Source organism: Bacillus cereus group sp. MYBK220-1, from assembly GCF_051916445.1.
In the GTDB taxonomy this organism is placed as follows: Bacteria; Bacillota; Bacilli; order Bacillales; family Bacillaceae_G; genus Bacillus_A; species Bacillus_A cereus.
Genome location: NZ_JBQAGQ010000004.1, coordinates 589,171 through 611,927 on the forward strand (window position 1 = coordinate 589,171; position 22,757 = coordinate 611,927).

Below are 22,757 nucleotides of genomic sequence, written 5' to 3' on the forward strand. Positions count from 1 at the left end.
AATATAAAAAGAAAGAATATTCTGTCCGTTCTGAAAGAGGAGGTTATTACATCATGGAGAAACGAGGGAAGGTATGGCTGGCTGTTAGTGGTTTAGTAGCTACAAAAGATGGTAGGTGGCTATTTGTTAAGAAGAAATACAGTGGATTAAAAGGGAAATGGTCTTTACCGGCTGGTTTTGTAAATGAAGGTGAGACGGTTGATGAAGCTGTGAAACGCGAAGTGTTAGAAGAGACAGGCATTGTCGCTCATGTGAAGGGGATCATTGGTGTTCGATCGGGTGTTATTCGTAATGAGATTAGTGATAATATGATTATTTTTCTTTTGGAGCCTGAAGGAGAAAATATTATTATACAGGAGAAAGAATTGTCTGAAGTGGCGTTCTTACATCCGGATAAGATTGTAGACGATCCGAATACGTCTGTGCTTATTAAATATTTGTTAGAAGGAAGATCAGAACTACATCTTGAAGTGGACAAAACATTAAATCCAGGCGAACCATTTGGTTATACAGCTTATCACGTATTTACGGCACGTGCGAAGGAGAGGGGAAAAGAGTGAGTATACCGGTACTACTTATTTCAATGATGTTATTCTTTATTTTGTTCTTTGGAATTGGATTTTTACTCAACATGATTTTGCGAGCTACTTGGGTAATGGTTATTGTGTATCCGATTGTTTGTATGCTTATTATTAATAAAGCGAGTATGTGGGATTATTTTTCAAAACCGAAAGAAACATTTTCTTCATTTGGGACAAGTGTATCGCACTTAGGACAAGCAGACGTATTTATTCTATCTACTGGATTAGTAGGGGCTGCTTTAGCAGGAGTCGTAATCAAGAAACTTCGGAAAAGCGGATATCAAATGTTTTAATCTCCAATTAAGTTGGAGATTATTTTTTTGCATATTCCTTCATGGTATAGGGAATGATTAACGATGAAGGAGTGTGGAATATAAAAATGTTAAAACGATATTGTATTCGCATTATGATGACTTGTTTACTTGCAATTGCATTATGCGTAACATGGAATGCTTTCACAGGAGTTTCTTTATTAGAGATTGTAAAGAAGTATGAGGGAACGAGTGCAAAAGAAGTACATGCAGCAGAAGTTAAGAGAAATGTTGCTCCGAGTAAAGAAGTGATAAATGCTTTAGAGCAGGCAAACGACTGGTCTAAATATCGTTCAATTGAAATGACTGCAACAGGTTATACGTCGGGAATTGAGTCAACTGGTAAGAGGCCGGGACATCCGGAGTATGGTATTACATATTCAGGTGTTAAGGCGAAAAGGGATTTATATTCCACAATCGCAGCGGACTTACGCGTATTCCCAATTGGAACAATTTTATTCGTACCAGGTTATGGGTATGGTGTAGTAGCTGATAAGGGCGGTGCAATAAAAGGAAACCGTCTTGATCTATATTATGATACGGTGAAAGATGTTTATAGCCAATGGGGTAAGAAAAAAGTAAATGTGTACGTAGTAAAAGTAGGAAATGGTAAGTTTACAGAAGAAGAGTTAACGATGTTAAATCAAGACGAAACGATGCAAGTGTTTCGTGGTCAATATTTAAAACAAAGATAGTCTAGTCGTAATTACGCTAGACTTTTTTTCTTGGCTTATTTCATAATGGAGGGGATTTTACACGACATATAACTGTAGTTAGAATTGTCGCATTTTATCGAAAATAAAGTTATAATGGTGTTAGAGAAATTTAGGGGGTCTGAACATGTTTCAAGTACAAAAAGAATTAGCAGGTCACGAAGCAGTAATTGTCGCTTTATTTGAAGAAGAGAAAATGAGTAGTTTTGTACAAGAACTGGACAAAGCGTTTGAAGGACAATTACAAGTTTTACTAGAAGAGAAAGAATTATCTACGAAGAAAAAGGCCATTTCGAAAGTACATAGCTTAGGAAAAACAAATGTGAAACGTTATTACTTTGTTGGTTTAGGCAAGAAAGAGTCTTACACGACAGAAACGTTACGTGCGGCTCTTGGTAAGGCATTTAAAACACTGCAAGTAGCAAAAGTACAAGATGCAGCAATCTTACTTGATTCTTTCGTAACAGAGAAATTAGAGGCGATTGATGTCGCTCATATTGCAGCAGAGGTACAAGGCCTTGGTACATATGAATTACAAACGTATAAATCAGATAAAAAGGATCGTGTAGAGTTAGAGAAGTTCACGGCTATTACAGCGGAAGATGCACAAGAAATTGAAGCCGCATTAACAGTTGGCTACGTACATGGACGTGCAACAAATTCAGCTCGTACACTTGTAAATATGCCGCCAAACGTATTAACAGCGACAAAGCTTGCTGAGTATGCTGTTGAATTAGCGGAGAAGTATGATATGGACTATAAAGTTCTTGAGAAAGAAGAGATGGAAGATCTTGGTATGGGTGCGTTGCTTGCAGTAAACCAAGGTAGTGTAGAGCCACCAAAAATGATTGCTCTTATTTATAAAGGAAAAGAAGAGTGGACAGATGTCATTGGATTCGTTGGAAAAGGTATTACATACGATACAGGTGGTTATTCTTTAAAACCACGTGAAGGCATGGTCGGTATGAAAGGTGATATGGGTGGTGCAGCTGCTGTATTAGGTGCGATGGAAATTATCGGTGAACTTCGCCCAGAACAAAATGTGATCGCTGTTATTCCTTCAACTGATAACGTTGTAAGTGGTACGGCATTTAAGCCAGACGATGTAATTACATCTATGAGCGGAAAAACAATTGAAGTATTAAATACGGATGCAGAAGGTCGTCTAGCTTTAGCTGACGGTATTACGTATGCGAAAAAACTTGGTGCAAACTACCTTGTTGATGTTGCAACATTAACAGGCGGTGTAATTGTTGCACTTGGAAACTATACGACAGGCGCAATGACAAATAATGAAGAGTTATTTGAGCAAGTGCTAGAGGCTTCTATGGAAACAGATGAGCCAATTTGGCAACTACCGATTTTTGATCGTGATAAAGAACGCGTTCGAAACAGTAAGTTTGCTGATTTAAATAACTCACCAGGCCGTGAAGGACATGCGGTTATGGCAGGTACATTCTTAGGCGAATTCGCTGAAGATACACCGTGGGTACACTTAGATATCGCTGGAACATCAGAAACAAAAGGCGCGCACGACTTAGGTCCAGCTGGAGCAACTGGTGCAATGGTACGTACACTTGCAACACTTGTGGAGCGCTTTGGAGAAGAATAATTTTTTGAAGAAAAGGCTGTCTCAAATTTTTGAGGCAGTCTTTTTTATTGGTATTTAATAGTTGATTTTCAATGTTATACTTATGTGATATAATTTTCCCTGTATTAGAAGTAAATAACAATTGAATAGGGAGGGAAAGAAGAGAGTGACAAAAATAGAAGCACTCTTATTATTATGAGGGAAGGGACTTTATCTCAACAAAATATAGTTGTATTGTTTTTTAAACAGTTACGCCCGAAACAGTGGACTAAAAACTTGCTTGTATTTGCAGCGTTAGTCTTTTCAATAAAACAAGTATCTTTAACTATGGTGGCACAAGCTGCAATTTGTTTTGCGCTATTTTGTGCAATATCTGGCTGTGTCTATATTTTAAATGATTTTATGGATATTGAGGCAGATCGACAACACCCTGTTAAGCGATATCGACCGATGGCATCGGGGGCATTAAATCCGTACTTTGCTATTACAGCAGGTTGTGTTATTTTAGTAGCGTCTTTAGTAGTTTCATATATATTAAATCCGTTATTGTGCTTAGTATTAGCAGCCTATTTTATTTTAAATGTAGCGTATTCAATTCGTTTAAAGCACGTTGTAATCATTGATATTTTAATTATTGCAGCTGGATTTGTTTTACGAGCATTGGCCGGTGGATTAGTTATTCAAGTGCCATTTACACCGTGGTTTTTATTATGTACATTATTACTGTCACTATTCTTGGCTATTAATAAAAGAAGACATGAATTAGTATTGTTACAGAATAATAAAGGTTCTCATAGAAAAGTATTAGAAAGTTATTCTCCTGCTTTGTTAGACCAATTAAGTACAATTGTTACATCGGCAACTATTGTAACTTATGCTATCTTTACTTTTAATGCAGGGAAAAGTATCTATTTAATGTGGACAATCCCATTTGTAATTTACGGGATTTTTCGTTATTTATATTTAGTTCACATGGAAGATAAAGGTGGAGAACCAGATAAAGTTTTATTAGAGGATCAGCATATTTTAATAACAGTGTTGTTATATGCGATAACAGTTATTATTATACTATTGAACTTTTAATTACTCTATTCGGGTTTGTTAAAACGTTTAAGAGGAGTGTCTTAAACGTTTTTTATTTGGAATAAAACATTTTTTGAATATAAACGGTTAAGGAGTATAGAGATGCAACAATTTTTAATGATTATTTTATCAGTTGGTATGGGAGTTGTAGGGCAAATTTTATTAAAGTTTGGCGCAATGAAATCACAAAGTTCAGCGGCTGTAGGTATTATGAATTTCATTAACGTACCGAACTTTTTCGGACTAGCTTTTTACGGTTTAAGTGCATTATTATGGATGATTGTGCTGAGAAAGGTGGATTTAAGTTATGCATACCCAATGGTGAGTTTCGGATATGTATTTGTTATTATTGCGTCAGCATTATTATTTGGTGAAACAATCAATTTCATGAAAATTGCTGGAATGGTATGTATAGTAGCTGGCATTTTATTTATTGCAAAATCATAGGAGGTAAAGCAATGGGAACATATTTATATTGTATACTTCCATTTATAGCTTGGGTAGCTTCGGGAGTATTGAAATTTTTAGTGAATTATCTTCGTTCTGGAAAAGATGCTTTTCGTTTAGTTGGAAATGGTGGATTTCCTAGTACGCATACAACGATTTTATCAAGTATGGTCATGACAATAGGGTTTCATGAAGGGTTTAATACACCGATGTTTGGAATCGGGATAGCAATTTTAACAATTGTTATCATTGATGCCACAGGACTTCGCCGTACAGTTGGTAAACATGCAAGAATGTTGAATAAACATATAAGTTCGGAAGAAGAAAAATTAAGAGAGCGTCAAGGACATCATTGGCATGAGATTTTTGGTGGGCTTGTGTTAGGAACAGTTATTGGGTACGTGGCACATCTAATTATGTTATTTCTACCGTAGAGAGGAGAAGAAGTATTGAATATTTGGAATGATTATAAAGGAAAGGGGATATTAGCCCTTGTCCTTTTCATTTTTTATTGGTCATTTTATTTTTTTATCGGTTGGAAAATGGATACTCACTCTAAGCTTTTTATTGAAGCTTGGGTGGTTGATACCTATTTTTCTTTTGATCAAGGATATTATATCATCTCCTTTTTCCTTGAAAAAGTAGATGTAGCAGCGGCGACCTGGTTCCGACATCCATTCCTTTATTATTTTATTCAACAATTCATGTGGATGCTGGAGACAGTAAAAGTAGGGAATATTGTACATGGTATTATATTCATTCAAACGTTTTTAAGCGCGCTCAGTGTAGTGATGATTTATACATTATGCTGTAAAATTTGTAAGAATACGATTGTTTCTTTTTTACTAGCGGTCATGTATGGATTTTCAGCTACAATGTTAGTTATTACGTGGACACCAGAATCTTTTAGCTATGCAAATTTCACATTGGTACTTATGTGCTTTGTATGCTATCCATTTATTACAGGGGAAAAAGAAGCGAAAATAGGATTTAGTATTGCGAATGTATTGTTGGCAATAGTAATAACAGGGGTTACATTAACCAATTCGTTTATGTGGTTTTTAGGTAGTCTGATGAGTTATAAGAAACTACGGAAAAAAATTATTTGGACTGGTATTTCGATTGTTATTGTCGTGGTCCTGTTTGTATTAGCAATGAACGCAAATAATGTCGTTCTTATCGAAGGATTAAAGGGTAGTATGGACTTTGCTGCGCAAGGACAGAGTTTTTCACCAGAATACGTTAAGCCATCAGGTATATTAGTATTTCATCTATTATTAGGATCTTCATTCATCTTTGGACCATTCTCGGAAGTTACTTTAAGACAAGGTGAGCAATTCGCACAATTAAATATACTTCCATCGCATACTATGATCGGGTGGATTGTGATTGTATCTGTGTATGCTTTTATAATAGTAGCTGTATGGAAAAACTTTAGAAAAGAGCCTTTCGTAAGGTTTTTAAGTTTCTGTTTACTATTTAATATTGTTTTACATGGAATTATTGGTTTTGGGGCATCTGAAGCATTTATTTATGGCGCACATATGCTGTTTACAATACCGTTATTATTGGCATATGGTTTTAAAGTGATGAGACGTGTAAAAGTAGTTGCTTTATGTTTAATATTAATATTAATAATTATAAATAATTTTGAAAGTATGCTATATTTTTATCATTTTGCAGTCTCCAATTATTCTTTATAATAAAATAGATTTTTAATAAAAGGGTACTTTAGATAGGATTTCTAAAGTACCCTTTTTTACTATTTCTTAAAAATAGATAAAAAATAATAGCTAGAAGTGAAGCATTTTAGAAAACATATAGTTGTTATGAAAGAGGTCTAAACATGTTTTGAGTACAAAAAGAGTAGCAAGTGTACTTAGACATCCCTGTGAGCAAATAATTTATGGTCAGCTCGAGCAATGGTGTAGGTAATTCGTATACTTTTCGAGCATTTTGTAGAAGAATAATTTTTTTGAAGAAAAAGCTGTCTCAAATTTTGGAGACAGCCTTTTTTATTGATATAGTAGGTATATTTGTTGGTAATTCGATATAACTTCATTTACTACTGCGCTGTTCAAAAAAGTGTTTATAAAGAAATCGTATACAAAATCCCGTTTAAAGCAAAAGAAGTACGGCCCGTTTCTTCAGAGACAACTAATATAAGTGCATCACTCTTTTCTGATAAGCCAATTGCAGCTCTGTGACGTGTTCCTAGCTCAGGATCAACTTCTGTACTTTTCGTTAAAGGAAGAATATTAGCAGCTGAGACAATATGATTATTTTTTACGAGAACAGCACCGTCATGAAGAGGGTTACCTGGATAAAATATTGATTCGAGTAATGGTGCAGTTAAATGAGCGTTTAATGTCGTTCCAGTTTGAATGAGAGCTTCAAGCGTCTCGTTTCGTTCCACAACGATAAGAGCACCATGTTTTCTGGCGCTTAAATGTTGGATAGCTGTCGTAATAAAAGATGAACTTTCCGTATAAGGTGATAAATATGCCTGAATGTAGTATGTAGCTGCCAATGTTTGTACATTTGCTAACATATGATGAATATCTTCCATTTTGCATAAAATACATTCGTCTTCTTTATCGATTGCGTTCCTCATAATCGATAGTTCTTTTTCAGCAATTTCAATCATTTGCTTTGTTTGTATTTTGAGCTCTTCTGACAAGCCCCATTCGTGCATAATCCTCATTCCCTTTAGTGGAGTATTTAACAATAGTGTATACAAATATTCCTAGTAAAATCCTACTAGATTTTATAAAATATTGAGATACAGCATGTTTTTTTCATATAATAAAGGTATGACGAGCGAGAGGAGAGAGAAGAATGAATTGGAAACAAGAATTTAGTCGCTGGCTTTCTTACGCACAATTAGATGCAGAATTAAAAGAACAGCTAGAAAATATGAAGCAAGATGAGAAGAAAATCGAGGATAGCTTTTATAAAAATCTAGAGTTTGGTACAGGTGGTATGCGTGGTGAACTTGGTGCTGGTACGAACCGTTTAAACGTATATACAGTTCGTAAAGCAACAAAAGGATTAGCAAGCTTTATTGAAAAATTAGGTGAGGAAGCGAAAAAACGCGGTGTTGTTGTAGCCTATGATTCTCGACATAAATCACCTGAGTTCGCAATGGAAGTTGCTGCTACACTTGGGGCACGCGGTATCACAACATATGTGTTTGAAAGCTTACGTCCAACGCCAGTACTTTCTTTCGCAGTTCGTCATTTACATACAGTAAGTGGAATCGTTCTTACGGCAAGCCATAATCCACCTGAATATAACGGATACAAAGTATACGGTGAAGATGGTGGACAGTTACCTCCAAAAGAAGCAGATGAGTTAATTAGCTACGTAAATGCAGTAGAAGATGAATTAACAGTTGAAGTCGCTAATGTAGAGCAATTAAAAGCTGACGGTTTATTACATATTATTGGACAAGAAGTAGATGATGCATATGCTGCAGAATTGAACAATGTCATCATTAATAAAGAAATGGTGCAAAAGGTTGGTAAAGACTTAAAAATCGTCTTTACACCATTACACGGAACATCAAATATTTCTGTACGCCGTGGTTTAAAAGAAGTTGGATTTACAGATGTAACAGTTGTAAAAGAGCAAGAGTTACCAGATCCAAACTTCTCTACAGTAAAATCACCGAACCCAGAAGAGCACGCAGCGTTTGAGTATGCCATTCGTGACGGTGAAAAGGTAGGCGCAGATGTATTAATCGCAACTGATCCTGACGCAGATCGTCTAGGTGTAGCGGTGCGCAATCATAATGGTGAGTTCCAAGTATTAACAGGAAACCAAACAGGTGCATTAATGCTTGATTACTTACTATCTCAAAAGAAAGAAAACGGAACGCTTCCGGAGAACGGTGTCGTATTAAAAACAATCGTAACGTCTGAGATTGGTCGTACAATTGCGAAAGCATACGGTTTAGATACAGTTGATACGTTAACTGGATTTAAATTTATCGGTGAGAAAATTAGGCAGTATGAAGAAAGCGGACAATATGAATTCCAATTCGGTTATGAGGAAAGCTATGGTTATTTAATCCGCCCATTCTGCCGTGATAAAGATGCAGTACAATCTGTCCTATTTGCATGTGAAGTAGCTGCATACTACAAATCACAAGGGAAAACGTTATATGACGGTCTATTAGAAGTATTTGAGAAATACGGCTTCTTCCGTGAAGACCTTGTATCGTTAACGTTAAAAGGAAAAGATGGAGCGGAAAAAATCCAAGAGATGATGGCAACGTTCCGTGAGAATCCTCCGAAAGAAGTAGCGGGCTTAACAGTCGTAGCAGTGGAAGACTATAAAGCAAGCATCGTTACATCTTTACAAGATGGACATAAAGAAGAGATTCACTTACCGAAATCAAATGTGTTAAAATATCAATTAGAGGATGGTTCATGGTTCTGCCTACGTCCATCTGGAACTGAGCCGAAGATTAAGTTTTACTTTGGTGTAAAAGATAGTTCTTTACAAAATAGTGAACAAAAGTTACTTACTATTAAAGAAGACATTATGAATCGTTTATAATACAAAGTAATTTTAAGTAGTAAGGAACAAAAGGGAGCGAAATCTCCCTTTTGTTTTATGTAGGAAATAATTGCTATTGATTCCGACAGGAGAGAGGGTATTTTGTGATGAAAAAAGTAAGAAAAGCGATAATCCCAGCAGCTGGATTAGGAACACGTTTTTTACCAGCAACGAAAGCAATGCCGAAAGAAATGTTACCGATAGTAGATAAACCAACGATTCAATACATTGTAGAAGAAGCAGTGAAATCGGGAATCGAAGATATTATTATTGTTACTGGTAAAACAAAGCGCTCTATCGAAGATCATTTTGATAACGCATTTGAACTAGAACAAAACCTATTAGAGAAGAAAAAATATGAGTTGCTTGAAAAAGTACAAGCTTCTTCAAAAATGGTAGATATTCATTACATCCGTCAAAAAGAGCCGAAGGGACTAGGACATGCTGTTTGGTGTGCACGTAAATTCATTGGTGATGAGCCATTTGCAGTGTTACTAGGTGATGATATTGTCCAAGCTGAGAAACCGTGTTTACGTCAATTAATGGATGAGTATGAAAAAACACTTTCTTCTGTTATTGGTGTACAAACTGTTCCGGAGTCGGAAACACATCGCTATGGAATTATCGATCCATTAGAACAAGAAGGTCGTCGTTACCAAGTTCGCAATTTCGTTGAAAAACCAGCACAAGGTACAGCTCCTTCAAACTTAGCGATTATGGGGCGCTACATTTTAACGCCTGAAATCTTTATGTTCTTAGAACAGCAACATGTCGGTGCTGGTGGTGAAATTCAGTTAACAGATGCAATCCAAAGCTTAAATGAAATCCAACGTGTATTTGCCTACGATTTCGAAGGAAAGCGCTACGACGTAGGTGAAAAGCTAGGATTCGTTCAAACGACAATTGAAATGGCCCTGCAACACCCAGAATTACGTGATGACATGGTTGCAATGATGAAGAAAATTTTAGAAGAACAAGCGAATCAAGAGTCATAATAAAAAATGAGTTATTTCAGTATACTGAAATAACTCATTTTTTTATTATGAAATCGTCGAATGAGAATGCTGATAAGCAGAACGACGCACAGCATAATATATGCGAGGTGCGATAATAGCACCGATAATTGTAAATGCAATATCTTTTACTGCAAACCACATCATAATCATCCAAGCAGCTTTATAGCTCATATTACCGCCCATAAAGAGATTGACTGCCCCGTACATGTAAGTAGTACCGATTATATAAGTTAAAATAATTCCTGTGAAAGAGGCAATTGCAAATGTAATGAATGTTGGTCTTTCTTTTTGTTCTACTAGTTTTCCGGATACGTAAGCAACGATAATAAATGCGATAATAAAACCACCAGTAGGATCTAAAAGTGCTCCAAATCCAGCTTTGAAGTTAGCGAAGATTGGTGCGCCGGCTACGCCAACGAGCATATATACAGTCATGGATAAGGCACCAAGTCTACTTCCAAGAAGAAGACCTGCTAAAATTGCGAAAAATGGTTGCATAGATAATGGGATGCCTGCTACTTGAAGGAATGGTGCCCAAGATACAATATTTGCACCGATTGCCATAAGAGCAACGAACATGGCAGCTAATGCTAAATCTAAAACATGAAATCTTCTCATAATGTTAACCTCCTGTTGTTTTTAGGTTAACATTATCGTAGCGAAAATATTTACTTGTTGTCAATCAAAATATTTTGATAAGAAGGCTTTAAATAGTCTCTTAGCAACGTATATGGAATACGAAATTGCGGAATTCCACTTGAATAGGGAGCAATCTCATATAAAGGGAAATAAATGACGAGATTGTCTGGCTCTAAAAAGAAGTGGAATTTTTTCATACTCATTACTTTTTCAGTTGCATCAGGAAAATAAATGCTTTCATTTTGTTTAATTTGTCGTACAATCTCCGCACGGATTACATCTTTATATTTATCCTTTTGTTCAAATAAATCGTCTAAGTGCAGTACCTTTTTTTCGTTTAAATCGAATGTATTTGCCTTCCACGTATAAAGACCGTGTGCTCCGCCAGTATATTGATAGTAATTCACATATAGGCTAAGAAAAGGTGGTTTGTTTAAAGAGACTTTATAATCAACATTTGCTACGTACGGATGAAATGGTGTACTAGATCCTTCTGTCTCTTTATAATATTTTTTTGCTTCTTTTTCTAATTTGGTTTTAAATTTGTCAGTGGATTTTTTGTAGTATAAATTGAGTTTATTTTGAAATTTAGAGTCAGAAAATTTGTGAAAAGAAGGCCTGTTTATTTGATATTCTATATAAGGTTTCTTACCTTTTTGCGTTACAGTCTTAACATCGATTGTCAGGTTAGATGCTTTGGCTGTTATTGCACAATTTGGTACAATAGTCAGCAAGGAGAACATAAGCAGTAATATACAAAATTTCTGTTTCATTTAGGTGAAGCCTCCTTATATAAGTGTTATAAGTAGTTTGAAAATAAATAGGTAAAATTATACATTTAATTAAAGTAAGAGAAGGGAGAAGCGATATGGCAAAAACTTTAATGGATTCACTTGGAATTGAGTTGTTAGAGATGACAGAAGATAAGGTGGTTGCTACGATGCCTGTTGATGAGCGTACGCATCAGCCATTTGGATTTTTACATGGTGGTGCATCGGTTGCATTAGCAGAAACAGTGGCAAGTGTTGGTTCATATAATTTAATTGATCAAGAAAAATGTATTTGTTTCGGATTAGAAATTAATGCGAACCACATTCGCTCAAAGAAAGATGGAATTGTAACAGCGATTGGAACACCAATACATAGAGGACAATCGACAATGGTTTGGGATGTTCGCATTATTGATGAAAATGATGATTTACTATGTATATCAAGATGTACAGTAGCAATTAAAGAAAAACGTGAAAAGTAAAAAAGAGGCGCTCTTATGAGCAGCCTCTTTTTCTTATAATTAGAACTGGATTTTCTTCTCTAAGAAACCTTTTAGTTCGCTAATTGGCATACGAACTTGTTCCATTGTGTCACGGTCACGTACTGTAACAGCTTTGTCTTCAACTGAGTCGAAGTCGTATGTGATACAGAATGGTGTACCGATTTCGTCTTGACGACGGTAACGTTTACCGATAGAACCAGTTTCATCAAAGTCTACCATGAAGTCTTTAGCTAATTCTGCGAATACTTCAGTAGCACCTTCAGATAGCTTCTTAGATAATGGTAAGATAGCTGCTTTGTATGGTGCTAAAGCAGGGTGGAAACGAAGAACTGTACGAGAATCGTTTTCTAATTGCTCTTCTTCATATGCATCACATAAGAATGCTAATGTTACGCGGTCTGCGCCTAAAGATGGCTCGATGCAGTATGGCACGTAACGCTCATTCGTTTGTGGATCAATATAGTTAAAGTCTTCGTTTGAATGTTCCATGTGACGTTTTAAGTCGAAGTCTGTACGAGATGCAACGCCCCAAAGTTCGCCCCAACCGAATGGGAATTTGAATTCAATGTCAGTTGTTGCATTACTGTAGTGAGATAACTCTTCTTCACCGTGGTCACGAAGACGCATGCTCTCTTCAGACATACCAAGTGAAAGTAACCAGTTTTTACAAGTTTCACGCCAGAATGCAAACCACTCTAAATCTTCACCAGGCTTACAGAAGAATTCAAGTTCCATTTGTTCGAATTCACGTGTACGGAATGTGAAGTTACCAGGCGTGATTTCGTTACGGAAACTCTTACCGATTTGGCCGATACCAAATGGAAGCTTTTTACGCATAGAGCGTTGAACGTTTTTGAAGTTTACGAAAATACCTTGTGCTGTTTCAGGACGAAGGAAGATTTCGTTTGTGCTAGACTCTGTAACACCTTGGAATGTTTTGAACATTAAGTTGAACTGACGGATTTCAGTGAATTCTTCACTACCGCAATCAGGACATTTTACTTCATGTTCTTTCATTAAGTCAGCCATTTGGTCGAAAGTAAGACCGTCAACAACCATTTCGATGCCTTTTGCATCTAAAGCATCCTCAATTAATTTGTCAGCACGGTGACGAGCTTTACATTTTTTACAGTCAATCATTGGATCGTTGAAGTTACCAACGTGACCAGAAGCGATCCAAGTTTTAGGGTTCATTAAAATAGCTGCGTCTAAACCAACGTTGTGTGGAGATTCTTGAATGAATTTTTTCCACCAAGCTTTTTTAACGTTATTTTTTAATTCGATTCCAAGTGGACCGTAATCCCAAGTGTTTGCAAGACCACCGTAAATTTCAGAACCAGGGAAAACAAAACCGCGATGTTTCGCTAAGTTTACAACTTGTTCCATTGAATACATAAGAAAATCCTCCTTTTGAAAGTTAACGTATTGGCGATGACATACTCTGATACTTTGGAAACGAGCAGTATATGCTAAAAAGAACATAAAAAAACGCTCATCCCAAGGCTTATTTGCCTAGGGACGAGCGTTTGCCCGCGGTTCCACCCTAGTTGATACACAAAAGGTGCATCCACTTTATCATGTATTGCTCGGGACTGCCGTTTCCTTGCGGCTTCAGGCTTTCACTATCCCTGAATCGCTTTTTATGCAAGTACTTATAAGTCCGTCATCGCTACTTATATTAATAATAATGAACATATTCTAACACGTTCTTTTTTAAATCTCAATAGAGGAACGCGTCTATCTATGATAGAGTCTCGCCTATTTTTTCATTATTTATTCCGTAATTTTCTTTAATATGCTTAATTGCTTCACGCTTACTTAATGGAGCGAGCTCATTGTTTTGAACGTATTCCCAAACTACATCCGGATTTGTTTTTGCATATTCACGAAGGACCCAGCCAATCGCTTTTTGAATGAAAAATTCTTTTGAAGAGTGTAGTTGTCCAATAATCCAGAAAAGAAGTTCTTCATCCATCTTTTGTTTATATTTTAGTTGGAATAAAATAGCGGCACGTTGTAACCATATGTTATCTGATGCAATCCATTTTGGAATATAGGCAGAAATTAATTCTGGATGTTTTAAAAAGATATCGCCTAAAAATGTAGGGACGATGCTATCGACAGAGTCCCACCAAGATTTTGTGACAATCAGTTCTTCTAAGAAGGGGATATGAGTTTCGTTTATATGCTTTTTATATTTTTGCATAATATCAAGTGCGGCCGCTTGGAATTCACGTTCTGGCAAGTCCCAAAGCTCACGTACGATAATTTGGAAGTCTTTTTGATCTGGGAGAGTATGTATTTGAATGATGTCTTTTAATAATTGGCGTCTTTCCGGTGTTTGAATACCTAGAAATGGGAAGTGATTTTTCATATAACGAGCCATAGGTTCTGCTTTTTCAGGATTTTGATGAGCTGTGAAATGCTCTTGTAATGCTTTTACAAATGGATGCATAAGTGTTGCTCCTCTCTTATTCTCTTTCTTCTCTTATTATACAAAGAGTTTGGATAAATTTTAAAACATAACTTGCAATGTAATGAAATATGTTGAAAGTAGAGAGGAGAGGATAAGATGGAGGATCAAGGCGTATTAGCAGGTTTCTTTGCTCTTAGTTTTGCGTTTATTCTTGTTATATTGATTTGGGCAATTATTTCATATTTGTTAACGGCTTTTGCACTTTATTCGATGGCGAAAAATGATGGTGCAACGGACGGGGTGCTTGCGTTTATTCCGTTTTTGAATAGTAAGACATGGGGTGACTTAGCGAAAGATAAATTACCAGATTTTTTGAAAGAAGAGGCAGGGTGGAAAGTATTCGGCATATATGTTGCATGTTTTATTTTTAATTTCGTACCAATTATAAGTTTACTAGCAACAGCTGTATCGATTGTATTGTCCATTTATCTTATCTACGCTATTTTAGACAGATACGGAACGAACTCTATATTATTTACGATTATTCATGTAATCACATTTTCGGTGTTCTTACCGATTCATTTATTTATTATTCGGAATGAACCGGTGAGATATAAAGAGTAGATTTTTCGTTTTGTTGATAAGTCGATATATTTTAGATATAAGTAAAAAAGCGCCCTGATTATCAGAGCGCTTTTTTTACTACATAAGGTAGCGTAAATAAATATAAATGTGAGAAATGATTAATGAAACGATCATAATTGGGAAACCGACTTTTAGGAAGTCCATGTAACTAAATTTATGTCCTTCGCGGCTCGCTATACCTGCAACGATTACGTTAGCAGAAGCTCCGATTAATGTTCCGTTTCCGCCCAGACAAGCACCTAGTGCTAATGCCCACCATAATACATCGATTTGTGCGTCAGATGGTGATAAGCCTAGCCCAACTGCCATATCGTTAATAAGTGGAATCATTGTTGCAACGAATGGGATGTTATCAATTGTTGCAGAGGCGATACCAGATACCCATAAAATAAGGATGGATGCGTAAGAAATATCTCCGCCTGTTATACCAATTACTTTTTGAGCTAACATTTTGATAAGACCGATATCGATAAGTCCTCCAACAAGTACGAATAGCCCTGCGAAGAAGAAGATTGTTACCCATTCTACGCTTGCAAATACTTCTTCAATTTCATGCTCTTTCACACCAATTAACATAAGTACAGTAGCACCAGTTAAGGCGATAATAGCGGCATCGATATGGAAAATAGAATGAGTCATGAAACCTACAATTGTAAGTCCAAGTACCGTTAAAGATTTTTTCATTAATACTGGATCTTTAATGTATTGTTTTTCATCTAAGCTCATTAATTTTTTAACTTGTACAGGATCGGCAATTAATTGTTTGCGATACATGAAGTAAAGTATTATCGCTGTAACTGCAATAATAATAATTACGATTGGTGCTAGATTCAATAGGAAAGCATTGAAGTCTAAATGCTTATTTGCAGAACCAATCATAATATTAGGTGGATCACCAATTAATGTTGCTGTTCCTCCTATATTTGAAAAAATAATTTCAGAAAGTAAATAAGGAACAGGATTTACTTGCAGTATGCGCGTAATAGATAAAGTAACTGGAACAACAAGAAGTACAGTTGTAACGTTATCTAAAAATGCGGAGCCAAGCGCGGTAAGTAGGGAAAGGGAAATTAAAATTTTAATTGGATTTCCTTGTGCCCCTTTTGCTGCTTTAATGGCAACGTATTGGAAAACACCTGATTTACTCGTAATGTTCACCAAAATCATCATACCGATGAGTAGCGTAATCGTTCCCCATTCAATATGTTTCGTAAAGGCGTTATGTAAATCGACGACCCCCACAATTACCATGAATGCTGCACCGAGAAGTGCGATGACAGCGCGATTAATTTTTTCAGAAATAATAATGGCATATGTAATTAAAAAGACTGCGATAGCAAAATAATACTGCCAGTTAGCGAGTTCTTGCGTTGTTTCGTGCAAAGATCTCATCTCCTTTCATTCATTTTTCTTAGTGTGTCAAATATTAACTAGATGAAACACACATAACGTCATTATAAAGTAGAAAAACTGCGGATGTAAATGAAAGGAGAGATTTTGTCATATTTTCTGCATAGGTCATTTTTTCTTATTTTTTAAAATATTTGTGGGCATTTGACATATATATAAGATACATCCAATCTGAATATTTAAAATGGAATTAGCATTCGAGCTTGTTCGTGTAGGAGTGTCAAATAGAAAGGAATGACAAAAATGATAAGGAAGGGATCGTATGGATGAACAACGATTTTTATTTTTAGACTTTGAGTTTACGATGCCCCAGCATAGAAAGAAACCGAAAGGATTTTTTCCAGAGATTATTGAGGTAGGACTCGTTTCAGTTGCTGGCTGTAAGGTAGAAGATACGTATTCATCACATGTCAGGCCGAAAACATTTCCCTCTTTAACGGATCGATGTAAGAAGTTTTTGGGAATAAAACAAGAAGTCGTAGATAAAGGGATTTCATTTCCTGAACTCGTTAAGAAGCTTGCAGAATACGAAACGAAATGTAAACCGACAATTGTAACGTGGGGAAATATGGATATGAAAGTGCTGAAGCATAATTGTGAGATGGCAGGGATAGCTTTTCCATTCTTCGGACAGTGTCGTGATTTATCGCTTGAGTATAAGAAGTTTTTTGGAGAAAGAAATCAAACAGGATTATGGAAAGCAATTGAGGCGTATGGAAAAGTAGGGACAGGGAAGCATCATTGTGCGCTTGATGATGCGATGACGACGTACAATATTTTTAAACTAGTAGAAAAAGATAAAGAGTATTTAGTAAAGCCAGCACCTCCAACATTAGGAGAACTCGTTGATTTTTCAAAAGTGTTAAAGAAAGTGAGCACACAGTAACGACCAAATTGCACATTATGTAATTTGGTCGTTTTGTTTTTTAGAGTTTGTAGTCTTTCTTTAACTGTTGTAATGTTTCTAGACTACGCTCTGCAAAAGGTGAATCATCTTCAAAAAATGAATTCATTTGAGTTTCTAATGCTAATTTTAGTGACTCGGTATAATCCGGAATTTCTCCTTCATATTTTTTCACCATTTGCTCTGGAATGTTCGTCTGTTCACGGAAAGCTAAAGCGCGTCTTTCATGGAAAAATGGTACGTCAGCCTGTTTTACGTTATGTAAGTCACCTTGCACCGGATGTTTTAAAACAGCTAATACTTTTACGACGTAACTGCCAGGGCGGCTATTTGTAACTTCGCCAATGTATTTTCCTGTTTTATAAATACCAGTAACGATTTCGCCAATTTCAAATGTTTCTCTCATATTTTTCACCTCAAGTTTATAGTAAGGAAAGTAGGAGAAGGAGTCAAAGAAATCATTTGCTTTCAGAACGCCCCTTGAGAATATGGATAGGTTCCACTATAATTTAAAATGATATAACAGAAAATTCTGATGTTTTATAAATCCTATAATAAGGAGTGTTCTATATGATGCCTTTATATTTTCCGGAAGATAAAACAGAATATATTATTCCAGGGATTGTTTGCGTTCTATTTATTATCGGTGCTATTGCCACGTGGCGCATGTTTATTCGTGTATCAAAAAGAGAAGCAGAGCGATTGCAGAAAGTTGAAGAAAAACTATTAGCTGAAAAGAAACAGTAATGCATTTTTGTATGTTTCCCTCTATGCTCGGACAATCTAAGGGCAGAATATATTTTGGAGGGAATAGAATGAAGAAACGGCTTTTTTTCAGTTGTTGTTTATTATTTCTGATGGCAGGTTGTGACCAAGGAAAGCCGAAAGAAATTGAAGTGAAATTACATAATGCTTCAGGTGATGAAGTAGGGACTGCGAAAGTAGTTCAGCAAACAAGTGGAGTGAAAATTACGATTAAAGGGGAAGGTTTCACGCCAGGCCCGCACGGACTACATGTACACGAAATTGGAGAGTGTAAAGCACCTCGTTTTGAATCAGCTGGAAATCATTTTAATCCAGATGATAAAAAACATGGTCTTCTTAATCCGAAGGGTGCAGAAAACGGTGATTTACCGAACGTAGTTGCAGATGGTTCTGGAAAGATTAAGGCGGAAATTAATGCCCCACACATCACACTTGAAGAAGGAAAAACGACGATTCATAGAAAAGATGGAGCGTCTATTATTATTACAGAAAACCCTGATGATGGTATGACTCAACCGACAGGTAAATCAGGGGATCGAATTGCTTGTGGCGTAATTGTAAAAAAAGCATCGGATATGAAGAAAAAGTAAAAGCTACCGTGAATGGTAGCTTTCTTTGTGAAATGTAATTGAAAATATATTAGCGATTATTGGAATATATCGACCGTAACTTGAAATATATCGACTTACTGACAAAATATGACAAAGGAGTCTGTCCAAGAATGATTAGGGGGACAGACTCCTTTCTTATTATGAAACCGTATGACGCAGTCTGTTTAAAATTTCTTCTAAAACAGATCGTGGACAGCCGATATTAATTCGAATATGTTCTTCGCCACCTAACCCGTATTTCTCACCAGGTTCAACAATGATTTTTCCTTTTTCCTCAAGTAATGCAGTACGCTCGTTTTGAGAAAGCTTTAGACGAGAACAATCAATCCATAATAAAAAGCTACCTTCTGGCTTCGTTACGGAAAGAGCAGGTATGTGAGTTTTAATATATTCACAAGCAAATTGAGCATTATCTTCTATATATAATCGAATTTCGTTTAGCCAATCATTACATTCTGTATAGGCACTTTGCATCGCTGTATAAGCGAAGATATTTAATCCGTGGAAGCCTTGTCTATATTGGATAGATGTAAAGGCTTGACGGAGTTTTTCATTTGGAATGATAATAATCGATGCTTGTAATCCAGCGATATTAAATGTTTTACTTGGAGCCATACAAGTGATAGTGCGCTCTGCTAATTCTTCAGATAAGGAAGCGAACGGTGTATGTGTATGATCTGCATAAATAATATCGGAATGAATTTCATCCGCCACAACGATTACGTTATATTTAGTACATAACGATCCGAGCTGCAAAAGTTCCTCTTTCGTCCAAACGCGCCCGATTGGGTTATGAGGGCTACAAAGAAGCATGAGTTTGATGCCTTGCTGAAACTGCTTTTCTAAATGCTTGAAGTCTATCACATATGTATCATTTTGTTTCTGTAATGGACTCACGTATAACTGTCTGTTGTTTGTTGTGACCATTTCGAAAAATGGAGGATAAATAGGTGGTTGTACGAGAACGGATTCGTTTTCTTTTGTGAAAGCTTGTATGCTCGTACTAAGAGCTGGAACGATTCCGGCGCTAAAGACAATCCATTCTTTTTGAATATCCCAGTCGTATTGTTGTTTTGTCCAGTTACAAATAATATTCCCAATATTTTCGGGAGGAAGTGTATAGCCAAAAATCGGATGTTCGATTCGTTGTTTTAAGGCAGCTTGGATTGGTTTTGGTACTTCAAAATCCATATCAGCAATCCAAGCATGGATAAGTTCTTCGTTTTTATATGTATCCCATTTTATACTATGCGTTCCACGTCGATTGATTGCTTTATGAAATAGTTGCATAAGTTTGCTCCCTTCTTCTGTAAAACCAATAAGTTATGAAAGTTCTCTCTCTTCTTATAGAATAGCTGATGTGATAGGATAAAGAAAACTATTAAAAAGTGAAAAGGCGGGAAGCGAATGGGTACATATGAAAAGATGATAGAGGTTGTGAAGAATTGGGATCCGTTTCAAATGGGACCGGAGTTTTATGAAACAGAAGCGAGCGATGTTGTGAACGTCATAAGTGTGTTTGACGATCCAAAATACATCGCAAAGAAGATTCAACATATATACTTTATGTCTTTTGAGGAAGTACCTGCGCTTGAAAAATGTGAGAAATTAGCTATGGAATTACTTATAATAAAAGAAGGTGGAAGCTGTTCATTATAGGCTGTCAGAATTTCCGACAGCCTTTTTTATATTATCCCGCTATTTGCTGGGTAGTAAGACCCTCACCTCAAAATTCAGCGGAAGCAAAGAAGTTAGGTGGGGGCTGATTAAAGTTTCATTTTATTGCGCGGAAAAAGCGATAATTTCTTCATAAACATGTTCAGGCTTTTCTTCAGGTAGTAAATGTCCTGTATTTTCATAAGAAATAAATTTTGAATTCGGTAAATCTTTGTGTAGACGATGACCTACATGTACAGGGACGACGCGGTCTTTTTCACCCCAAATGAGTAGGATAGGTGTTTCGATTTTTTGTAATTCAGTTGAAGATAAGTCACCTTCACGGTCTCGTATCATGCGAGTTAAAGCGGGAAATATACGGTCGTCATAAAAAGGAGCGGAGTAACCTTTTTTCATTTCATCGTCAATTAATGAGTGATCATGAACGACATTCATTAAGTTATGAACAATGCCGCGCCTTATAATCCAGTTCTTTACGTATAAATGAAAGAACGGTAAATAAGAAGAGTATAGTAAAGGTAAGGTTGCGCGCGCTAAATAGCTCGAGCTACATAGTAAAATCGTCTTTGAAATGAGTTCAGGACGTATACGGTTTACATAGAGAGAAATTTGCCCACCCATAGAATGCCCAACTAATACAATGTTTGAGAGAGATAAATGTTCAATTAAATCAATAATAATCGTTGCTAAATTGTGATAAGAATACTTAAACAGATGAGACTTATCACTTTTTCCGAACGGTGGTAAATCAAGAGCAATGACTGTTCCTTCCTTCGCTAGTAAAGGAATGAGACGGCGGTAACTGAATGAGGAAGATAAAAAGCCGTGAACGAGTACGAAAGTAGGGCGTTCTGTTTTATTATCATGTTCATACAATTCGTAATGAACAGTAGTGCCGCGAGTGGAAAAAGTGAAATAAGGACAAGTATATTTATGATTCATTTTTTGTCACTCCATTGATTTTTGTTCATATCATCTCCAAGGAAGAAGAAAATATGTTAACAAAAAAAGGCAAGATGACGATGTCATCTTGCCTTTCGTTTATTCAGTATTACCCGCGCACAATATTAGGCGGTGTTTTTCCTTGTAACCCTGCAACTAAATTTTCAGCGGCGGTCATGGCCATTTGCTGACGAGTTTTTAATGTTGCAGATCCGATGTGCGGTAAAGTCACAACATTTTGTAATGATAAGAGTGGATTATCTTTTTGAATTGGCTCTTGTGTAAAAGTATCGATGCCTGCTGCAAAGATTTTCTTTTCTGTTAAAGCATGGATTAACGCTTCTTCATCTACTGTTTTCCCCCGAGAAGCATTAATGAAGATTGCTGTTTCTTTCATTAATGAAAATTCCTTTTCTCCGATAAGGTGATATGTTTCATCTGTTAATGGAGTAAGAAGAACAATAAAGTCAGACTGCTTCAGTAGCGTCTGTAAATCACAATATGTAGCATCGAATTTTTGTTCAGCTTCTTCTTTACGACGGCGGTTATAGTAAAGAACATTCATATCAAATCCAAATTTTGCTCGTTTTGCAACGGCTTCTCCAATTCGGCCCATACCGATAATACCAATTGTGCTATGGTGTACATCTAGTCCGAAGTGTTCTTTTCCGATTTCAGCGTTCCATTCACCATTTTTTACGTAAGAATCGAGTTCGCAAACGCGGCGCCCAGCTGATAGCATAAGGGCGAAAACGAGATCAGCTACTGTATCATCTAATACGTATGGTGTATTCGTTCCGATAACATTTCGGTTTTTCATCGCTTGTAAATCAAAATTATCGTAACCAACAGAAATATTGCTCACTACTTTTAAGTTAGAAGCCACTGTCAGTAATTCTTCATTAATAGCAGATCCGAAATTTAATAACCCATCTTTATCTTGTATTTTCTCTAATAGAACATCACGAGGCACTTTCTCATTTTGATCCCATTTTTCGTAATCACAGTGTTCTGATAAATAGTTTTCTACAAATGTCGGAACTGGTTCAGCAATATAAATTTTTGGTTTCACGGTTCCATCCCCTTTCGCTTTATCACGCATTTTTCCGCTGATTAAAGTTTCACTTTATTTTGACATAATTCAATAGAAAAATCTTCTTTTCAAACTGG

The 22,757-nt window shown here is 36.3% G+C and carries 26 protein-coding genes; 16 read left to right on the forward strand and 10 right to left on the reverse strand.

Features of this window, described 5'->3' with window-relative positions; translation table 11 throughout:
* Window positions 1-53 precede the first annotated feature (53 nt).
* The 8 genes from ACTFRU_RS20415 (at window position 54) to ACTFRU_RS20450 (ending at window position 6,429) form a co-directional block, all read left to right on the forward strand.
* On the forward strand, window positions 54-560 hold the full coding sequence (locus tag ACTFRU_RS20415; protein WP_000415315.1) for an NUDIX hydrolase: 507 nt from the start codon (window positions 54-56) through the stop codon (window positions 558-560).
* Window positions 557-874 carry a YuiB family protein gene (locus tag ACTFRU_RS20420; RefSeq protein WP_000027016.1) on the forward strand — a complete coding sequence of 106 codons (318 nt, stop codon included), beginning with the start codon at window positions 557-559 and terminating at the stop codon, window positions 872-874. The genes ACTFRU_RS20415 and ACTFRU_RS20420 overlap by 4 nt, the downstream gene beginning before the upstream one ends.
* An 86-nt stretch (window positions 875-960) precedes the next feature.
* Window positions 961-1,587: a 3D domain-containing protein gene (locus ACTFRU_RS20425; protein ID WP_006922360.1), complete on the forward strand. Its 627-nt coding sequence runs from the start codon at window positions 961-963 to the stop codon at window positions 1,585-1,587.
* A 145-nt stretch (window positions 1,588-1,732) separates the two neighbouring features.
* Window positions 1,733-3,217 (forward strand): cytosol aminopeptidase, encoded by a 1,485-nt coding sequence (gene pepA, locus ACTFRU_RS20430; RefSeq protein ID WP_000487952.1) that lies wholly within the window; start codon window positions 1,733-1,735, stop codon window positions 3,215-3,217.
* Window positions 3,218-3,391: 174 nt separating this feature from the next.
* Window positions 3,392-4,279: a decaprenyl-phosphate phosphoribosyltransferase gene (locus ACTFRU_RS20435; protein WP_016123674.1), complete on the forward strand. Its 888-nt coding sequence runs from the start codon at window positions 3,392-3,394 to the stop codon at window positions 4,277-4,279.
* Window positions 4,280-4,381: 102 nt separating this feature from the next.
* Window positions 4,382-4,726 (forward strand): EamA family transporter, encoded by a 345-nt coding sequence (locus ACTFRU_RS20440; RefSeq protein ID WP_001183889.1) that lies wholly within the window; start codon window positions 4,382-4,384, stop codon window positions 4,724-4,726.
* Between the two features lie 11 nt (window positions 4,727-4,737).
* Window positions 4,738-5,160, forward strand: a complete 423-nt coding sequence (locus tag ACTFRU_RS20445) for a divergent PAP2 family protein (protein ID WP_016123673.1) — start codon at window positions 4,738-4,740, stop codon at window positions 5,158-5,160.
* Between the two features lie 15 nt (window positions 5,161-5,175).
* On the forward strand, window positions 5,176-6,429 hold the full coding sequence (locus ACTFRU_RS20450) for a DUF6080 domain-containing protein (RefSeq protein ID WP_025710385.1): 1,254 nt from the start codon (window positions 5,176-5,178) through the stop codon (window positions 6,427-6,429).
* A gap of 386 nt (window positions 6,430-6,815) precedes the next feature.
* On the opposite strand, the gene cdaS is transcribed toward ACTFRU_RS20450, so the two are convergent.
* Window positions 6,816-7,421 carry a sporulation-specific diadenylate cyclase CdaS gene (cdaS, locus tag ACTFRU_RS20455; protein ID WP_000545252.1) on the reverse strand — a complete coding sequence of 202 codons (606 nt, stop codon included), beginning with the start codon at window positions 7,419-7,421 and terminating at the stop codon, window positions 6,816-6,818.
* A gap of 143 nt (window positions 7,422-7,564) precedes the next feature.
* Here cdaS and ACTFRU_RS20460 point away from each other — a divergent pair, with 143 nt between their 5' ends.
* Together ACTFRU_RS20460 and galU are read left to right on the forward strand one after the other, a co-directional pair.
* Window positions 7,565-9,289: a phospho-sugar mutase gene (locus ACTFRU_RS20460; RefSeq protein WP_001104227.1), complete on the forward strand. Its 1,725-nt coding sequence runs from the start codon at window positions 7,565-7,567 to the stop codon at window positions 9,287-9,289.
* Window positions 9,290-9,396: 107 nt separating this feature from the next.
* The gene (gene galU, locus ACTFRU_RS20465) at window positions 9,397-10,284 is read left to right on the forward strand and encodes a UTP--glucose-1-phosphate uridylyltransferase GalU (protein WP_002097988.1); all 888 of its coding nucleotides are present in this window, start codon (window positions 9,397-9,399) and stop codon (window positions 10,282-10,284) included.
* Window positions 10,285-10,329: 45 nt separating this feature from the next.
* Here galU and ACTFRU_RS20470 read toward each other — a convergent pair whose 3' ends face one another.
* Window positions 10,330-10,923 carry a biotin transporter BioY gene (locus tag ACTFRU_RS20470; RefSeq protein ID WP_001252163.1) on the reverse strand — a complete coding sequence of 198 codons (594 nt, stop codon included), beginning with the start codon at window positions 10,921-10,923 and terminating at the stop codon, window positions 10,330-10,332.
* A gap of 50 nt (window positions 10,924-10,973) precedes the next feature.
* The gene (locus tag ACTFRU_RS20475; RefSeq protein ID WP_000810322.1) at window positions 10,974-11,717 is read right to left on the reverse strand and encodes a DUF3298 and DUF4163 domain-containing protein; all 744 of its coding nucleotides are present in this window, start codon (window positions 11,715-11,717) and stop codon (window positions 10,974-10,976) included.
* A gap of 95 nt (window positions 11,718-11,812) precedes the next feature.
* Between ACTFRU_RS20475 and ACTFRU_RS20480 the strand changes: the two genes are divergently transcribed.
* Complete coding sequence (locus tag ACTFRU_RS20480; RefSeq protein WP_001140612.1) at window positions 11,813-12,196, forward strand: hotdog fold thioesterase; 384 nt, start codon at window positions 11,813-11,815, stop codon at window positions 12,194-12,196.
* A gap of 39 nt (window positions 12,197-12,235) precedes the next feature.
* Here ACTFRU_RS20480 and ACTFRU_RS20485 read toward each other — a convergent pair whose 3' ends face one another.
* Together ACTFRU_RS20485 and ACTFRU_RS20490 are read right to left on the reverse strand one after the other, a co-directional pair.
* Complete coding sequence (locus ACTFRU_RS20485) at window positions 12,236-13,612, reverse strand: glycine--tRNA ligase (protein ID WP_000287147.1); 1,377 nt, start codon at window positions 13,610-13,612, stop codon at window positions 12,236-12,238.
* Between the two features lie 346 nt (window positions 13,613-13,958).
* Window positions 13,959-14,672, reverse strand: coding sequence for a DNA alkylation repair protein (locus ACTFRU_RS20490; protein WP_025710386.1), 714 nt, complete (start codon window positions 14,670-14,672; stop codon window positions 13,959-13,961).
* A gap of 117 nt (window positions 14,673-14,789) precedes the next feature.
* On the opposite strand from ACTFRU_RS20490, the gene ACTFRU_RS20495 reads away from it, so the two are divergent.
* Window positions 14,790-15,257 carry a hypothetical protein gene (locus ACTFRU_RS20495; RefSeq protein ID WP_000390061.1) on the forward strand — a complete coding sequence of 156 codons (468 nt, stop codon included), beginning with the start codon at window positions 14,790-14,792 and terminating at the stop codon, window positions 15,255-15,257.
* Between the two features lie 78 nt (window positions 15,258-15,335).
* On the opposite strand, the gene ACTFRU_RS20500 is transcribed toward ACTFRU_RS20495, so the two are convergent.
* Window positions 15,336-16,661 (reverse strand): ArsB/NhaD family transporter, encoded by a 1,326-nt coding sequence (locus tag ACTFRU_RS20500; protein WP_000545207.1) that lies wholly within the window; start codon window positions 16,659-16,661, stop codon window positions 15,336-15,338.
* A gap of 289 nt (window positions 16,662-16,950) precedes the next feature.
* Between ACTFRU_RS20500 and kapD the strand changes: the two genes are divergently transcribed.
* Window positions 16,951-17,574 (forward strand): 3'-5' exonuclease KapD, encoded by a 624-nt coding sequence (kapD, locus tag ACTFRU_RS20505; RefSeq protein ID WP_000344356.1) that lies wholly within the window; start codon window positions 16,951-16,953, stop codon window positions 17,572-17,574.
* 40 nt (window positions 17,575-17,614) lie between these two features.
* On the opposite strand, the gene ACTFRU_RS20510 is transcribed toward kapD, so the two are convergent.
* Window positions 17,615-17,998: a kinase-associated lipoprotein B gene (locus tag ACTFRU_RS20510; RefSeq protein WP_001209342.1), complete on the reverse strand. Its 384-nt coding sequence runs from the start codon at window positions 17,996-17,998 to the stop codon at window positions 17,615-17,617.
* Between the two features lie 164 nt (window positions 17,999-18,162).
* Between ACTFRU_RS20510 and ACTFRU_RS20515 the strand changes: the two genes are divergently transcribed.
* Both ACTFRU_RS20515 and sodC read left to right on the forward strand, forming a co-directional pair.
* Window positions 18,163-18,339, forward strand: a complete 177-nt coding sequence (locus tag ACTFRU_RS20515) for a hypothetical protein (protein WP_000982757.1) — start codon at window positions 18,163-18,165, stop codon at window positions 18,337-18,339.
* 68 nt (window positions 18,340-18,407) lie between these two features.
* Window positions 18,408-18,947, forward strand: coding sequence for a superoxide dismutase [Cu-Zn] (sodC, locus tag ACTFRU_RS20520; RefSeq protein WP_006922350.1), 540 nt, complete (start codon window positions 18,408-18,410; stop codon window positions 18,945-18,947).
* 159 nt (window positions 18,948-19,106) lie between these two features.
* Here sodC and ACTFRU_RS20525 read toward each other — a convergent pair whose 3' ends face one another.
* Entirely contained in the window at window positions 19,107-20,258 is a 1,152-nt protein-coding gene (locus ACTFRU_RS20525) for a MalY/PatB family protein (protein WP_016123670.1), read from the reverse strand.
* 117 nt (window positions 20,259-20,375) lie between these two features.
* On the opposite strand from ACTFRU_RS20525, the gene ACTFRU_RS20530 reads away from it, so the two are divergent.
* Entirely contained in the window at window positions 20,376-20,627 is a 252-nt protein-coding gene (locus ACTFRU_RS20530) for a YugE family protein (RefSeq protein WP_000537637.1), read from the forward strand.
* Between the two features lie 120 nt (window positions 20,628-20,747).
* Here ACTFRU_RS20530 and ACTFRU_RS20535 read toward each other — a convergent pair whose 3' ends face one another.
* Window positions 20,748-21,587 carry an alpha/beta fold hydrolase gene (locus tag ACTFRU_RS20535; RefSeq protein ID WP_044307365.1) on the reverse strand — a complete coding sequence of 280 codons (840 nt, stop codon included), beginning with the start codon at window positions 21,585-21,587 and terminating at the stop codon, window positions 20,748-20,750.
* A gap of 109 nt (window positions 21,588-21,696) precedes the next feature.
* Complete coding sequence (locus ACTFRU_RS20540) at window positions 21,697-22,689, reverse strand: 2-hydroxyacid dehydrogenase (protein WP_440037788.1); 993 nt, start codon at window positions 22,687-22,689, stop codon at window positions 21,697-21,699.
* Window positions 22,690-22,757 lie beyond the last annotated feature (68 nt).

Coding starts and splice junctions, on each gene's coding strand:
- ACTFRU_RS20490 (WP_025710386.1), bottom strand. CDS start 14,672: ATGCATCCATTTGTAAAAGCATTACAAGAGCATTTCACAGCTCATCAA.
- ACTFRU_RS20470 (WP_001252163.1), bottom strand. CDS start 10,923: ATGAGAAGATTTCATGTTTTAGATTTAGCATTAGCTGCCATGTTCGTT.
- ACTFRU_RS20485 (WP_000287147.1), bottom strand. CDS start 13,612: ATGTATTCAATGGAACAAGTTGTAAACTTAGCGAAACATCGCGGTTTT.
- ACTFRU_RS20480 (WP_001140612.1), top strand. CDS start 11,813: ATGGCAAAAACTTTAATGGATTCACTTGGAATTGAGTTGTTAGAGATG.
- ACTFRU_RS20415 (WP_000415315.1), top strand. CDS start 54: ATGGAGAAACGAGGGAAGGTATGGCTGGCTGTTAGTGGTTTAGTAGCT.
- ACTFRU_RS20495 (WP_000390061.1), top strand. CDS start 14,790: ATGGAGGATCAAGGCGTATTAGCAGGTTTCTTTGCTCTTAGTTTTGCG.
- ACTFRU_RS20460 (WP_001104227.1), top strand. CDS start 7,565: ATGAATTGGAAACAAGAATTTAGTCGCTGGCTTTCTTACGCACAATTA.
- ACTFRU_RS20440 (WP_001183889.1), top strand. CDS start 4,382: ATGCAACAATTTTTAATGATTATTTTATCAGTTGGTATGGGAGTTGTA.
- ACTFRU_RS20515 (WP_000982757.1), top strand. CDS start 18,163: ATGATGCCTTTATATTTTCCGGAAGATAAAACAGAATATATTATTCCA.
- ACTFRU_RS20525 (WP_016123670.1), bottom strand. CDS start 20,258: ATGCAACTATTTCATAAAGCAATCAATCGACGTGGAACGCATAGTATA.
- ACTFRU_RS20435 (WP_016123674.1), top strand. CDS start 3,392: ATGAGGGAAGGGACTTTATCTCAACAAAATATAGTTGTATTGTTTTTT.
- sodC (WP_006922350.1), top strand. CDS start 18,408: ATGAAGAAACGGCTTTTTTTCAGTTGTTGTTTATTATTTCTGATGGCA.
- pepA (WP_000487952.1), top strand. CDS start 1,733: ATGTTTCAAGTACAAAAAGAATTAGCAGGTCACGAAGCAGTAATTGTC.
- kapD (WP_000344356.1), top strand. CDS start 16,951: ATGGATGAACAACGATTTTTATTTTTAGACTTTGAGTTTACGATGCCC.
- ACTFRU_RS20475 (WP_000810322.1), bottom strand. CDS start 11,717: ATGAAACAGAAATTTTGTATATTACTGCTTATGTTCTCCTTGCTGACT.
- ACTFRU_RS20445 (WP_016123673.1), top strand. CDS start 4,738: ATGGGAACATATTTATATTGTATACTTCCATTTATAGCTTGGGTAGCT.
- ACTFRU_RS20510 (WP_001209342.1), bottom strand. CDS start 17,998: ATGAGAGAAACATTTGAAATTGGCGAAATCGTTACTGGTATTTATAAA.
- ACTFRU_RS20540 (WP_440037788.1), bottom strand. CDS start 22,689: ATGCGTGATAAAGCGAAAGGGGATGGAACCGTGAAACCAAAAATTTAT.
- ACTFRU_RS20535 (WP_044307365.1), bottom strand. CDS start 21,587: ATGAATCATAAATATACTTGTCCTTATTTCACTTTTTCCACTCGCGGC.
- ACTFRU_RS20530 (WP_000537637.1), top strand. CDS start 20,376: ATGGGTACATATGAAAAGATGATAGAGGTTGTGAAGAATTGGGATCCG.
- ACTFRU_RS20425 (WP_006922360.1), top strand. CDS start 961: ATGTTAAAACGATATTGTATTCGCATTATGATGACTTGTTTACTTGCA.
- galU (WP_002097988.1), top strand. CDS start 9,397: ATGAAAAAAGTAAGAAAAGCGATAATCCCAGCAGCTGGATTAGGAACA.
- cdaS (WP_000545252.1), bottom strand. CDS start 7,421: ATGCACGAATGGGGCTTGTCAGAAGAGCTCAAAATACAAACAAAGCAA.